This window comes from Streptomyces sp. NPDC086777 (assembly GCF_040702065.1).
GTDB lineage: Bacteria > Actinomycetota > Actinomycetes > Streptomycetales > Streptomycetaceae > Streptomyces.
Window position 1 is genome coordinate 443,128 of the sequence record NZ_JBFBJI010000001.1, and the last position, 14,078, is coordinate 457,205.

A 14,078-nucleotide genomic window follows, 5' to 3' on the forward strand; every position below is an offset into this window, starting at 1 on the left:
TCCTCGCCAGGTGATCAGCTTCGGGGGCATCGTAGTCGGTTCGGCCGCGGGCCGGTGGGGGCTGCCCGCCGGTTCCCCGCGCCCGTCAGGTCGGCAGCACCGGCGGCGTCTTCGCGGGGCTGGTCTCCAGTGCCTCCAGTGCGAGCCGGACGGCCTCGTCCAGCTGGGGATCCCGGCCGGCTCCCCAGTCCTGCGGGGTCTGGACGACCTCCACGTCCGGGTCGACGCCGTGGTTCTCGACGCCCCAGCCGTAGCCCTCCAGCCAGAACGCGTACTTCGGCTGGGTGACCAGCGTGTCGTCGACCAGGCGGTAGCGGCTGTCGATGCCGATCACGCCGCCCCAGGTGCGGGTGCCGACCACCGGGCCGATGCCCAGCGCCTTGATGGCCGCGTTGACGATGTCGCCGTCCGAGCCGGAGAACTCGTTGGCGACGACCACGACCGGTCCCCGGGGCGCGTCCCTCGGGTAGCTGAACGGCCGCATGCCGCGCGGCAGGTCCCAGCCGACGATCCGCCGGGCCAGCTTCTCCACCACGAGCTGGGAGGTGTGCCCGCCGCGGTTCTCGCGGACGTCGACGACGATGCCCTCGCGGGCCATCTCCACGTTCAGGTCGCGGTGGATCTGCGCCCAGCCGGGCGCCTGCATGTCGGGGACGTGGAGGTAGCCGAGGCGGCCGCCGGACAGTTCGTGGACGTGGGCGCGGCGGTCGGCGACCCACGCGTGGTAGCGCAGCGGCTCCTCGTCGCCGACCGGGACGACGACCGGGTGGCGCAGCTCGCCGCCGCCCGCCGGGGACACGGTCAGCTCGACCGCCTTGCCGGCCGTGCCGACCAGGAGCGGGCCGGGGCCGGTGACCGGGTCGACGGGGCGGCCGGCGACGGCCACGATCGCGTCGCCGGGGCGGACCGCGGCGCCGGGTGCGGCGAGCGGGGAGCGGGCGCCGGGGTCGGAGGTCTCGGCGGGCAGGATCCGGTCGATGCGCCAGCTGCCGTCGGCGTGCCGGGAGATGTCGGCGCCGAGCAGGCCCTGCCGGGCGCCGCCGCCGTGGCCGCCGCGCGGGGTGACGTAGGCGTGCGAGGTGCCGAGCTCGCCCTGGACCTCCCAGAGCAGGTCGACGAGGTCGTCGTGGGTGGCGACCCGGTCGACGAGCGGGCGGTAGCGGTCCAGGACGCCGTTCCAGTCGACGCCGCCGAGGTCGGGACGCCAGAACTGGTCGCGCATGATGCGGCCGGTCTCGTCGAACATCTGCCGCCACTCTGCGGCCGGGTCGACGCTCTGCCGGACCCGGGACAGGTCGACGGTGATGTTGGTGTCGCTGTCGTCGTCGTTGGACGCGCGCCGGTCGCTGGGTACGACCTTGAGCTTGCCGTCGGCCCAGAGCAGGACGCGTTTGCCGTCGCCGCTGACCTCGAAGTGGTCGGCGTCGGAGGCGAGGTACTCGATGCGCCGCTGGGCGAGGTCGTAGCGTTCCAGCTCGGTCTTGGGCGCCGGGTCCTCGGGGTGGGCGCGGGAGGCGCCGAGGACGCCCCGGACCGGGTGGCGCAGCCAGAGGACGCCGTCCTTGGCGGCGCGCAGCGTGGAGTAGCGGCCGGCCTCGACGGGGAAGGGCACGATCCGGTCGGCGAGTCCCTCCAGGTCGATGCGGGTGGCGGGGGTGCCCTCGGCGTCCGGGGTCTCGTCCTTGTCGGGGGTCTCGAAGGGGCGGCCGTGCCGCTGCGGGCCGAACGGCGAGGGGGTGGTGGCCGCCAGGGTGATCAGGTGCGGGCGGTCGCCGACCACGAAGGCCAGGTCGAAGACGTGCTCGTCGTAGACCGGGTCGAAGGAGCGGGTGGAGAGGAACGCGAGGTGCTTGCCGTCGCGGGTGAACGCGGGGTCGTAGTCCCGGAACCGCAGCGGGGTCGCCTCGGTGACGGTGAGGTCGGTGGTGTGCGCGATGCGGAGCTGGCAGAGGCCGCCGGTGCCGGGGTGGGACCAGGCGAGCCAGCCGGAGTCGGGCGAGAAGGCGAGGCCCGAGACGTCGCCGTCCTCGCTGCGGTCGACCTCGCGGACCTCGCCCGTCTCGCGTTCGACGAGGAGCAGCCGGCCGTCGTGGGCGGCGACGGCGACCCGGCCGCCGTCGGGGGCGACGGCGAGGTCGAGGACCCGGCCGAGCTGCCCGGCGGCGATCCGGCGCGGGGTGGCGCCGGGCACGAGCCCGGTGGCGGGGGCGAACTCCAGGGCGTCGTCGCCCTCGGCGTCCGTCACCCACACCACCCATTCCTCGGCGTCCGCGCGGAAGGTGACGGGCAGCCGGGCCCGCACCCCGGGCTGCGCGGCGAGGGCGCGGGCCGGGCCGGAGCGGTGGGTCACCCAGTGCACGCCGCCGCGCACCAGGACGGCGCTGCCGCGTGCGGTGTGGTCGGGCGAGGCGGAGCTGAACCAGCGGGCCGCGTTGACCGGGTAGGGCTGCCGGTCGGTCCGGGACCCGCCGAGCCGGATGTCCAGGCGGCGCGGCTCGGCGCCCTCCAGGTCGTCGAGGAGCCAGAGTTCACCGGCCGAGGCGTACACGACCCGGGTGCCGTCGCTCGCCGCGTGCCGGGCGTAGAAGCCGTCGAGGGGGGTGTGCCGGCGCAGGTCGGAGCCGTCGGCGAGGGAGGAGTACAGGGCCCCGGTGCCCTCGTGGTCGGAGAGGAACGCGATCCGGTCGCCGACCCATTCGGGGTACTCCAGGTTCCCGTCCAGCTCCGCGTGCAGCCGTACGAACTCGCCGGCGCCCTCGCCGCCCTGGGCGTCCCGGTCGATCCACAGCTTGCCCGCCGTACCGCCCCGGTACCGCTTCCACCACGCCGCCTCCCGCCCCATCGGCGCGGACAGCAGCACGGTGTGCGGGCCGAGGGCGACATGGCCGACCGGGCCGTAGGGCAGGACGGTGGACGGGCCGCCGTCGAGCGGGACGGTGTGGGCCCAGCTGCGCCGGAGGCTGGCCTGGCCGTGCGTGGAGACGGCGAGGACCTGTCCGTCGGCGGTCCAGCCGCGTACCTGGGTGCGGGAACTCCCCCAGTACGTCAGGCGGGTGGACGAGCCGCCGTCGACGGGGGCGAGGTGGATCTCGGGGGCGCCGTCGCGGGTGGACGTCCAGGCGACCGTGGTGCCGTCGGGCGAGATGCGGGGCAGCGTCACGGGGACGTTGTCGGCGCTGGCCCGCCAGGCCCGGCCGCCGTCCAGGGGCGCGAGCCACACGTCGTCCTCGGCGGTGAAGGCGACCAGGTCGCCGTGGACATGGGGAAATCGGAGGTAGGACCGCGGTCCTGTCGCTGCACCCTGAGTCACTCGCTCAGCCTATGCACCGCGGTGTGTTCCCGGTGGCCGATTTCGATCACTTTCCCTGCACCGGCCAGCACTTGGGGTCGCCCTGGCACCAGATCGTCTTCGTGACGGTCACGGTGGGGCCGGGCCGCTGCCCGTAGGTGGGCGGCCGGTAGGTGCTGTACGCCGGCCCGGGCGTGGCGTCGCAGTCGCCGAGGCCGTTCACCCGGAACCACTCCTTGCCGCCGACCTTGGCGACGAGGTTCCCGCGCACGCAGGCGCCGCTGACGGCCTTGGTGACCCGGCCGGTGACGGTGATGTCCCGGCCGTCCCTGGTCCGGCCCCGGCAGTCGACGGAGACGACGGTGGTCGCGGTCGCCGACGGCGTCTTCGTGCCCGTCGTGCTCCTCGCCGACGACCCGTAGTTGCCGGTGCAGGTGAGCCAGTCGACGTCGACGTGCTGGCGTTTCAGCTCGGCGGTGGCGGTCCGGTCGGTGGTGTAGGCGACCGTCGCGGTGTTCAGGTCGCTCGGCCGGCAGGCCGCCGCACCACCCACGACGATCACCGCGAGCACCGCCGCTGCCGCCGCCCTGGTCCCGCGCGGCCGGCCCCAAATCAGCCTCAATGCCCCCATGGAGGGCAGCCTGCCACCGTCCTGCCGGTGGCGGTAGGGGGCTTACGGCCACTCACGTGTTCGGAGGGGTCACCCGTGCCGGTGCGCCGCCCCTCAGGTCCGCAGCAGCAGCCACTCCTGGAGTTCCACCAGGTTCCCCTCGGGGTCCTTGAGGTGGGCCACCCGCATGCGCTCGGTCATCGGCTCGGGTCCGTGCACGAGGACCGCGCCCCGTGCGGTGATCTGCTCGCAGTAGCCGTCCAGGTCGTCGACGCGCAGCACCACCAGCGAGCGGTGCCCGGTCGCCGCGTCCCCCAGTTCGCCGAGTATCGCGGCCATCATCGCCCGGTCCTGCAGGGCGATCCCCGCCGATCCGGCGTGCGGGCTGAACTTCTCGTACGGCCCCTCGCTCGCCCCCGACTGCGGCCTCAGGCCGAGCACCTCGGCGTAGAAGCGGTAGCAGGCGGCGAAGTCGGTGACCAGGAGCCGGACTTGGGCGAGTTCCACGGCTGTCCCCCCAAGGGTGTGGTGCGGTCGGTTCAGGACCACCGGCCGGTGCGACCGAGCAGCAGGGCCGCGGCCGCCGTCCCGGCGGTCGACGTGCGCATCACGGTGGGCCCCAGGGTGTACGCCTTCGCGCCCGCCTCCTCGAACAGCGCGATCTCGTCCCGGGCGACGCCGCCTTCGGGCCCGACGACCAGCACGATCTCGCCCCCGGCGGGCAGTTCGGCCGCCGCGAGCGGCTCACTGCCGTGCTCGAAGTCGGAGTGCAGGACGGCGGCGAGGTCGGCCTCGGCCAGCAGGGCCGCGACCTGCTTGGTCGTCGCCGCGTCGGCGACCTCGGGGAACCGCACCCGGCGGGACTGCTTGCCCGCCTCGCGGGCGGTGCCCCGCCACTTCGCCAGCGACCTGAGGCCCCGCTCGCCCTTCCACTGGGTGATGCAGCGGGCGGCCTGCCAGGGCACGATCCGGTCGACGCCGACCTCGGTCATGGTCTCCACGGCGACCTCGCCCCGGTCGCCCTTGGGCAGGGCCTGGACGACGGTGATGCGGGGCGACGGCGCCGGCTCCTCGGAGACCGACGGCATGCGGACGACCAGCCGGTCCTTGCCCTCGGCGGCGACCACGTCGCAGACCGCGTAGCGGCCGGCGCCGTCGGTGAGGACGACCTCCTCGCCGGGCTGCAGCCGCTTCACGGAGACCGCGTGCCGGCCCTCGGGCCCGTCGAGGACGTACTGTGCGGCGCCGTCCGCGGGGAGGTGCTCGACGACGAAGACGGGCGCGGTCATCGCCCGTCCCCCGCTCCCTTGGCCGACAACGCTGTCGACGCGGCGGCGAGTTCCTCCGCGAGGGTCTCCACCAGCTGTCCGGCGGGCAGCTCGCGGGCCATCCGGTGGCCCTGTCCGGCCCACAGGGCCATGCCCTGCGCGTCCCCGGAACGGGCGGCGGCCTTGCGCAGCGGGGAGGTGAGGTGGTGGATCTCCGGGTAGGCGGCGGGCGCGTACGGGCCGTGCTCGCGCATGAACCGGTTGACCAGGCCGCGGGCGGGCCGCCCGGAGAACGCCCGGGTCAGCGCGGTCCGCGTGAAGAGCGGGTCGGTGAGCGCCTGCTTGTGCAGGGCGGCGGCGCCGGACTCCGGGGTGGCGAGGAAGGCGGTCCCCAGCTGCGCGGCGCTCGCACCGGCCGCCAGCACGGCCGCGATCTGGCCGCCGCGCATGATCCCGCCCGCGGCGACGACCGGGATCCGGACGGTCTCGCGCACCTGGGCGACCAGCGACAGCAGCCCGATCCCGGACCCGTCGTTCTCCGGCACGTCCCGGTGGGTGCCCTGGTGGCCGCCGGCCTCCACGCCCTGGGCGATCACCGCGTCGGCCCCGGCCCGCTCGACGGCGAGGGCCTCCTCGACGGTCGTGGCGGTGACCAGCGTGAGCGTCCCGGCCCGCCGCAGGGAGTCCAGCACCTCCGGCGCCGGCACACCGAAGTGGAAGGAGACGGCGGCCACCGGGTTGTCCAGCAGCACGGCCAGCTTGGCCTCGTACCCGTCGTCCCGGCCACTGTCCGGGTCGCCGAGCTCGGTCTCGTACCAGGCGGCCTCACCGGCCAGCTGGTGCGCGTAGACCTCCACGGCCCCGGAAGGGGGCGCCGCGTTGGCCGCTCCGGTGGAGCCGGTACCCGCACCGGGGTGGTCGGTCTGGGGCATGAACACGTTCACACCGAAGGGACGGCCGGTCAGCCCCCGCAGCTGCTTGATCTCCTGGTACATCCCGTCGGCGGTCTTGTACCCGGCGGCGAGGAACCCCAGCCCGCCCGCATCGGACACGGCGGCGGCGAGCTGCGGGACGGAGACCCCTCCTGCCATGGGGGCCTGCACGATCGGAAGAGGGAAGAGATCGGTCAGTGCGGAGGACATGACGGCATGTTGTCACGTCCTCCGAACAAGACCGAATCGGGCCGCCCCTTTGGCACATGCCGGAAACCGCACGTCCCGGCGGGGCGAGCCGGACGGGCCGCGGCGCGTTTCAGCAGGCCGAGCCGGGTGGTGGAGGGACACGGGTCCCGGCGGTCCAGGGGGCGGAGCCGGACGCAGCCCCCTGGCGGGGTCGAAGGGCCGGAGCCCCTTCACGGCACCCCGTCACCGCCCGTTGAACGCGTCCTTGAGCCGGCTGAACAGCCCTTGCTGACCGGGCTGGAACTGCCCCTGCGGCCGCTCCTCCCCACGCAGCTTCGCCAGCTCCCGCAGCAGCCGCTCCTGCTCGGGGTCGAGCTTGGTCGGGGTCGTGACCTCGACGTGCACGATCAGGTCGCCGCGGCCGCCGCCGCGCAGGTGCGTGACACCGCGCGTGTGCAGCGGGATCGACTGCCCGGACTGGGTGCCCGGCCGGATGTCGACCTCCTCCAGGCCGTCCAGCGTCTCCAACGGCACCTTCGTGCCGAGCGACGCCGCCGTCATCGGGATCGTCACCGTGCAGTGCAGGTCGTCCCCACGCCGCTGGAACGTGGAGTGCGGCAGCTCGTGGATCTCGACGTACAGGTCACCGGCCGGACCGCCGCCCGGCCCGACCTCGCCCTCACCGGCGAGCTGGATCCGCGTGCCGTTGTCGACACCGGCCGGGATCTTCACGGTCAGCGTCCGCCGCGACCGCACCCGGCCGTCGCCGGCGCACTCGGGGCACGGCGTCGGCACGACCGTGCCGAAGCCCTGGCACTGCGGGCACGGCCGCGAGGTCATGACCTGGCCGAGGAAGGACCGCGTCACCTGCGAGACCTCACCGCGGCCCCGGCACATGTCACACGTCTGGGCGGAGGTGCCCGGCGCCGCGCCCTCACCGTTGCAGGTGTTGCAGACGATCGCCGTGTCGACCTGGATGTCCTTGGTCGTACCGAAGGCCGCCTCGTCGAGCTCGACCTCGATCCGGATCATCGCGTCCTGGCCGCGCCGGGTACGCGAGCGCGGCCCGCGCTGGGACGCCGTACCGAAGAACGCGTCCATGATGTCCGAGAAGTTCCCGAACCCACCGGCTCCGAAGCCGCCCGCGCCCGCGCCGCCGCTCTGCGAGAGCGGATCCCCGCCGAGGTCGTAGACCTGCTTCTTCTGCGGGTCGGAGAGCACCTCGTAGGCGGCGTTGATCTCCTTGAACCGCTCCTGGGTCTTCGGGTCCGGGTTGACGTCCGGGTGCAGCTCGCGCGCGAGCCGACGGAAGGCCTTCTTGATCTCTTCCTGCGACGCGTCGCGGCGCACGCCGAGAACGGCGTAGTAGTCCGTGGCCACTTACGACTCCGCCAGGATCTGTCCGACGTACCGTGCCACCGCTCGTACCGCTCCCATCGTTCCCGGGTAATCCATGCGGGTCGGTCCGACCACGCCGAGTTTGGCGAGTGCCTCGCCGCCCGAACCGTAACCGACCGACACCACGGACGTGGAGTTGAGTCCCTCGTAGGCGTTCTCGTGACCGATGCGTACGGTCATGCCCGAATCCCCCGCCTCGCCCATGAGCTTGAGGAGCACGACATGCTCCTCAAGCGCCTCCAGGACGGGCCGGATCATGAGGGGAAAGTCATGTCCGAAGCGGGTGAGATTGGCGGTGCCGCCGATCATCAGCCGCTCCTCGTTCTCCTCGACGAGCGTCTCCAGCAGGGTGGAGAGCACCGCCGAGACCGTGCCGCGGTCCTCGGCCTCGAAGGCTTCCGGCAGGTCCTCCACCAGCCGGGGCACGTCCGAGAACCGGCGTCCCGCGACCCGGCTGTTCAGCCGCGCCCGCAGGTCCGCCAGAGACGTTTCCCCGAAGGGCGCCGGGCAGTCGACCATCCGCTGCTCGACCCGTCCGGTGTCGGTGATCAGCACCAGCATCAGCCGGGCCGGCGCGAGGGCGAGCAGCTCCACGTGCCGCACGGTCGACCGGGTCAGCGACGGGTACTGCACGACCGCCACCTGCCGGGTCAGCTGGGCCAGCAGCCGCACGGTCCGCGCCACCACGTCGTCGAGGTCGACGGCGCCGTCGAGGAAGTTCTGGATGGCCCGCCGCTCGGGCGCGCTCATCGGCTTGACGCCGGCCAGCTTGTCGACGAACAGCCGGTACCCCTTGTCGGTGGGGATCCGCCCCGCGCTGGTGTGCGGCTGGGCGATGAACCCCTCGTCCTCCAGGGCGGCCATGTCGTTGCGCACGGTCGCCGGGGAGACCCCGAGGTTGTGCCGTTCGGTCAGTGCCTTCGACCCGACCGGTTCCTCGGTGCCGACATAGTCCTGGACGATGGCGCGCAGCACCTGAAGCCTGCGTTCACTCAGCATCCGGCGCCACACCTCCAGAAAGTCGTCCCCGCGGCCTTTCGGTCCCTTCGGGCCTTTCGTCTGGCACTCTGCGAACGCGAGTGCCAGCATCCCCGGCCCAGTGTACGGCCGTGGGGCACCGACTGGGCAAGGCCGGTCAGGACCCATGGCGTTCTACGGCTAGCGTCGCGGCATGACGGTGACTTGGGAAGAGCTGGGCTGGGAGCGGGTGGCCGAAGGCGTCGGCCGATGCCGGCTGCCGGGCTGGGACTGCACGGCGGGTCTGGTCCTGGGCGCGGGCACGGCCCTGATGGTGGACGCCGGGTCGAGCCTGGCGGAGGGCGCACGGTTGCGTACGGAGGCGCAGGCGCTGGCCGACCGCCGTGTGACCCATCTCGCGCTCACCCATCCGCACTTCGACCACGTCCTCGGCGCGGCCGCCTTCGCGGGCGCGGCCCTGTACGCGGCGGCGGGCACCGAGACCGTCCTCGGACACGGCCGCGAGGAGCTCCGCCTGGACGCGATCCGCAACGGCCTGCCGGCCGCGGAGGCCGAGGAGGCGGCCGACGCCCTTCCCCTGCCGCGCCGGCTGGTCTGCGGCGAGTGGACCCTCGACCTGGGCGACGGCCGCCAGGCCCTGCTGGCGAACGTGGGCCCCGGGCACACCGCCCACGACCTCGCCGTCCTGGTCCCCGGCGACCCGGAGGTGGTGTTCTGCGGCGACCTGGTCGAGGAGTCCGGCGATCCGCAGGCCGGTCCCGACGCGGTCCCGTCGCGGTGGCCCGACGCCCTGGACCGCCTCCTCGCCCTGGGCGGCGACCGCGCCCGGTACGTGCCCGGTCACGGAGCGGTGGTGGACGCCGCGTTCGTGCGCGCCCAGCGCGACGCCCTGGCGGCCCGTTTCGGCGTGTCGTAGGCGCGCCGGTCCGGCTTCTCCTATCGTCATCCGAATGCGCCAGTACTCCGCCGACCTGACACCGCCGTGGAAGAAGCCGAAGCCGGTGCCCGAGGTGGCCGCCGAACCCGGTCTGGTGGTCGAGGAGCCGGGTACGGGTTTCTGCGGCGCGGTGATCCGCTGCGAGGCGGGCACGGTCACCCTGGAGGACCGCTTCGGCAAGCACCGCGTCTTCCCGCTGGAGCCGCGCGGCTTCCTCCTGGAGGGCCGGGTCGTCACCCTCGTACGCCCCACGTCCGGGGGACCCGCACGTCCCTCCCGCACCGCCTCCGGCTCCGTCGCCGTCCCCGGCGCACGCGCGCGTGTCGCCCGGGCCGGCCGCATCTACGTGGAGGGCCGCCACGACGCGGAGCTGGTCGAGAAGGTCTGGGGCGACGACCTGCGCATCGAGGGCGTGGTCGTGGAGTACCTGGAGGGCGTCGACGACCTCCCCGCCATCGTCGCCGAGTTCGCCCCCGGCCCGGACGCCCGTCTCGGCGTCCTCGTCGACCACCTGCTCCCCGGCACCAAGGAGTGGCGCATCGCCCGGTCGGTCACCAGCGACCACGCCCTGGTCGTCGGCCACCCCTACATCGACATCTGGGAGGCGGTGAAACCGTCGTCCCTGGGCATCGACGCCTGGCCCCGCGTCCCGCACGGCCAGGACTGGAAGACGGGCGTCTGCCGCGCCCTGGGCTGGCCCACCGACAACACGGGCGCCGTCTGGCAGGCGATCCTCGCGCGCGTGGGCTCCTACAAGGACCTGGAGCCGGAGCTGCTGGGGCGGGTGGAGGAACTGATCGACTTCGTCACGGGTGGCGCTGGGGCCTGACCTTCCCGTAGCCCGCTCTCCCGGGCGGTCAGTCCACCAGGTCCCTGACCACCGCGTCCGCCAGCAACCGCCCCCGCAACGTCAGCACGGCCCGCCCCCCGTCGTACGGACCGGCCTCCAGCAGCCCCTCGTCCAGCGCCCGCCGTGAGGCCGCCAGCCCCTCCTCCTTCAGCAGCGCCAGCGGCACCCCCTCCCGCAGCCGCAGCTCCAGCAGGATCCGCTCCACCCGCCGGTCCTCGTCCGAGAGGACCTCCCGCCCGGCCCCCGGCGACCGCCCCGACGCCAGCGCCGCCGCGTACGCGCCCGGGTGCTTGACGTTCCACCAACGCACCCCGCCCACGTGCGAGTGCGCCCCCGGCCCCGCGCCCCACCAGTCGGCGCCCCGCCAGTACAGCTCGTTGTGCAGGCAGCGGCCCGCCTCCGAGGTGGCCCAGTTGGACACCTCGTACCAGTCGAAGCCCGCCCCCGCCAGCACCGAGTCGGCGATCAGGTACCGGTCGGCGTGCACGTCGTCGTCGGTCGGCGGGACCTCGCCCCGCCGGATCCGGCGGGCCAGCTGGGTGCCCTCCTCGACGATCAGCGCGTACGCCGACACGTGGTCGGGCCCGGCGCCGATCGCCGCGTCCAGGGAGGCCCGCCAGTCGTCGTCGGACTCGCCCGGGGTGCCGTAGATCAGGTCGAGGTTGACGTGCTCGAAGCCGGCCGCGCGGGCCTCCGCGACGCACGCCTCGGGCCGCCCGGGGGTGTGGGTGCGGTCCAGGACCCGCAGCACGTGCTGCCGTGCGCTCTGCATGCCGAACGAGATCCGGTTGAAGCCGCCCTCGCGCAGGGCCGCCAGGTAGGCCGGGTCGACGGACTCCGGGTTCGCCTCGGTCGTGACCTCCGCGTCCGCGGCCAGCCCGAACTCGTCACGGATCGCGCCCAGCATCCGTACGAGATCGGCGGCGGCCAGCAGCGTCGGCGTACCGCCCCCGACGAACACGGTCCGCACCTCGCGCGGATCGTCGCCGAGCACCTTCCTGGCCAGCCTGACTTCGTCGGTCAAGGTGTCCGCGTAGTTGTCGCGGGAGGCCAGCACACCGCCGGTGCCGCGCAGCTCGGTCGCCGTGTAGGTGTTGAAGTCGCAGTACCCGCAGCGGGTCGCGCAGTAGGGGACGTGCAGGTAGAACCCGAGGGGGCGGGCGGCGGCACCGGCGAGCGCGGCCGCGGGGAGCGCGCCGTCGTCGGGGACGGGCTCGCCGTCGGGGAGTGCGGAAGGCATGTCCCCCATTGTCCCGTACCGACGTCGCGTACGGATTTCCCGTACTGATTTCCCGTACGGATTTCCCGTACTGCGTACCTGTACGGCGTTCCTGTGCAGCGTTCGTGTACGGCGTTCGTGTACGGCGTTCCTGTGCAGCGTTCGTGTACGGCTTTCCGGTACGGCGTACCTGTGCAGCGTTCGTGTACGGCTCTCCTGTACGGCGTACCTGTGCAGCGTTCGTGTACGGCTCTCCGGTACGGCGTACCTGCAGGGCTTTCCGGTACGGCCTCGGTCACTCCGCCTGGAGGACCAGCAGCGCCAGGTCGTCCTCCGGCTGTCCGCCGCCGAACTCGTGGACGAGCCGTCTGATGCGTTCGGCGATCAGGTCGGCGTTCAGCCCCGCGCAGCCGGCCAGCGCCCGCGCGAGCCCGTCGCCGTCGTCGAACTGGCGGCTGCCGGAACGCCGCTCGGTGACCCCGTCGGTCACGCACAGCAGGCTGTCGCCGGGCGCCAGCTCGATGGTCTCGCTGGTGTACGTCTCGTCCTCGACGACCCCGAGCAGGGTCTGCGGGCGGGCGGCGGTGCTGACCTCGCCGTCGGGGCCGAGGAGCAGCGGCAGCGGGTGCCCGGCGGAGGCGAGGGTGCAGCGGACGCCGCCGCCGTCCAGGGGGGTGAGTTCGCCGTAGAGGAGGGAGAGGAAACGGGTCTGCGGCCCGTCGCCGGGCGGCAGGGCGTGGCCGCCGGCGGCGACCAGGGCGCGGGCGGCCGCGTCGGCCGCCTCGGTGGCGTCGTCGAGGAGGAGCTGGTTGAGGCGGTCGAGGACGTCGGCGACCCGGTAGCCCTCGCGGGCCAGGAGCCGCAGCCAGGGCCGGGCGAGACCGATGACGACGGCCGCCTCGGGGCCCTTGCCCTGGACGTCGCCGACGGCGAAGCACCACCGGCCGTCGCCGGCCGGGAAGAGGTCGTAGAAGTCGCCGCTGGGGCCGCCCTTGTCGCACGGTTCGTAGACCAGCGCGCTGCGCACGCCCGGGATCTCGGCGACCGCGCCGGGCAGCAGCCCGCGCTGCAGGACGGCGCTGATGGTGGCCTGACGGGCGTACTGGCGGGCCGCGCCGATGGCGAGGGCGACCCGGCGGCCGAAGTCCTCCACGAGGCCGGTGATCTCGTCGGGGATGCCGTCCGGGCCGGACCGGCCGATGACGAGCGTGCCGAGCGGGCGGCCGCCCGCGATCAGCCGGTAGGCGAGCGCCGAGCCGTGGGTGCCCTGCGGGCCGAGCGCCGCGCCGGGCCAGGGATACGGCTCGGGCCCGGACCGTAAGCCGCTCCGCGCGCACGGCGGGTCCTTCTCCAGGGCGTGGCGCAGTTCCTCGATGCGGTTCTCGCTGCCGTGCCAGACCCGGGCCAGCCGCGGGCCGCCCGCCCCGCCGTTGTCGCCCCAGCCGCCGCCGCGCACGGTCGCCTCGTCCTCCAGCCAGACCGCGCACCAGTCCGCGAGCCGGGGCACGATCAGCTGGCCGGTGAGCGCCGCCACCAGGTTCTCGTCGAGCTGCCCGGCGAGCAGGTCGGAGGCCTCGGCGAGGAAGGACAGCGCGCCCCGGTTGAGCCAGTCCCGGTCCCGCTCGGGGCGGTGCGAGCAGTCCACACGCTCTCCGCGCTCCGCGGCGCCCACGCGCGCGTGCGTGAGCGTGGGCGTGGGAGCGAGGGCGGGGGCGGGGGCGAGCTGGGACTGAGGCCCGGACAGGGGCTGGGTCTGGGGCTGGGGCTGGGGCTGGGGCGCGGGCGGCTCGGGGGCGAGGATCTCGGCGACCTTCAGCTGCCGCTCGTCGGGGAGCGTGCCGCCGCGGCCGGTCAGCCGCGCCCACACCGACTTGGCGCCGGTGCGGTACGTCACCCCCCAGGACTCGGCGAGCGAGGCGACCAGGCGCAGCCCGCGCCCGAACTCCGGCGTCTCGTACGGCGTCTCGCCCGGATGGTCGCGGGGCGCGCGGGAGGGATGGTGGTCGGTGACCTCGACCACGAACGCCGTCTCCTCCCGCTCCTCCAGCCACCAGTCGACCTCGACGTCCGTGCCGGCGTGCACGACGGCGTTGGTGACGAGTTCGCTGACGACGACCATGGCGTCCTCGCCGACCCGCTGCTGCTCCGGGCGGAGCAGACCGCACTGCGTCCACTCGTCGAAGGAAGCGCGCACCAGGGCACGGGCGGAACCGGGTGCGAAAGAGCTTCCGGGCAGGGACGCGCGCCCCTGCGCGCGCGGGGCAGCGGTGTCGTGCGCGGGCGCCGCGTCGTGCGCAGGCGCCTCACGGACCCGGGAGACGGTCTCCCGTTGCGTGGGTATGGCCCCCATGTCCAGCTCCCCGAGCAGTTCGGACGAATACATCCCGATCGATGCGGACAGAGTGACA

11 protein-coding genes are annotated in these 14,078 nt (G+C 74.0%); 2 read left to right on the forward strand and 9 right to left on the reverse strand.

The window, feature by feature from the left end; all coding sequences use genetic code 11:
• Window positions 1-85: 85 nt before the first annotated feature.
• The 7 genes from AB0472_RS02015 to hrcA all read right to left on the reverse strand — a co-directional run bounded on the left by AB0472_RS02015 (window position 86) and on the right by hrcA (window position 8,685).
• Entirely contained in the window at window positions 86-3,310 is a 3,225-nt protein-coding gene (locus tag AB0472_RS02015) for a S41 family peptidase (RefSeq protein WP_366352510.1), read from the reverse strand.
• A gap of 46 nt (window positions 3,311-3,356) precedes the next feature.
• Window positions 3,357-3,920 (reverse strand): hypothetical protein, encoded by a 564-nt coding sequence (locus AB0472_RS02020; RefSeq protein ID WP_366352512.1) that lies wholly within the window; start codon window positions 3,918-3,920, stop codon window positions 3,357-3,359.
• A gap of 93 nt (window positions 3,921-4,013) precedes the next feature.
• Entirely contained in the window at window positions 4,014-4,406 is a 393-nt protein-coding gene (locus tag AB0472_RS02025; RefSeq protein ID WP_366352514.1) for a VOC family protein, read from the reverse strand.
• A 32-nt stretch (window positions 4,407-4,438) separates the two neighbouring features.
• The gene (locus AB0472_RS02030; RefSeq protein ID WP_366352516.1) at window positions 4,439-5,188 is read right to left on the reverse strand and encodes a 16S rRNA (uracil(1498)-N(3))-methyltransferase; all 750 of its coding nucleotides are present in this window, start codon (window positions 5,186-5,188) and stop codon (window positions 4,439-4,441) included.
• Window positions 5,185-6,309 (reverse strand): nitronate monooxygenase, encoded by a 1,125-nt coding sequence (locus AB0472_RS02035; protein ID WP_366352517.1) that lies wholly within the window; start codon window positions 6,307-6,309, stop codon window positions 5,185-5,187. Before AB0472_RS02035 ends, AB0472_RS02030 begins: the two co-directional genes overlap by 4 nt.
• Window positions 6,310-6,531: 222 nt before the next feature.
• Window positions 6,532-7,668 (reverse strand): molecular chaperone DnaJ, encoded by a 1,137-nt coding sequence (gene dnaJ, locus AB0472_RS02040; protein WP_366352519.1) that lies wholly within the window; start codon window positions 7,666-7,668, stop codon window positions 6,532-6,534.
• Window positions 7,669-8,685: a heat-inducible transcriptional repressor HrcA gene (gene hrcA / locus AB0472_RS02045; RefSeq protein ID WP_366352520.1), complete on the reverse strand. Its 1,017-nt coding sequence runs from the start codon at window positions 8,683-8,685 to the stop codon at window positions 7,669-7,671.
• A gap of 172 nt (window positions 8,686-8,857) precedes the next feature.
• Between hrcA and AB0472_RS02050 the strand changes: the two genes are divergently transcribed.
• Together AB0472_RS02050 and AB0472_RS02055 are read left to right on the forward strand one after the other, a co-directional pair.
• A complete protein-coding gene (locus AB0472_RS02050; RefSeq protein ID WP_366352522.1) occupies window positions 8,858-9,580 on the forward strand; it encodes an MBL fold metallo-hydrolase in 723 nt (240 codons plus the stop codon).
• A 34-nt stretch (window positions 9,581-9,614) separates the two neighbouring features.
• Window positions 9,615-10,430, forward strand: coding sequence for a DUF3097 domain-containing protein (locus AB0472_RS02055; RefSeq protein WP_366352524.1), 816 nt, complete (start codon window positions 9,615-9,617; stop codon window positions 10,428-10,430).
• Window positions 10,431-10,458: 28 nt separating this feature from the next.
• Here the strand turns inward: AB0472_RS02055 and hemW are convergent, their stop codons facing one another.
• Window positions 10,459-11,691, reverse strand: a complete 1,233-nt coding sequence (hemW, locus tag AB0472_RS02060) for a radical SAM family heme chaperone HemW (protein WP_366352526.1) — start codon at window positions 11,689-11,691, stop codon at window positions 10,459-10,461.
• 274 nt (window positions 11,692-11,965) lie between these two features.
• Window positions 11,966-14,020, reverse strand: coding sequence for a SpoIIE family protein phosphatase (locus AB0472_RS02065; RefSeq protein WP_366352528.1), 2,055 nt, complete (start codon window positions 14,018-14,020; stop codon window positions 11,966-11,968).
• Between the last annotated feature and the right edge of the window lie 58 nt (window positions 14,021-14,078).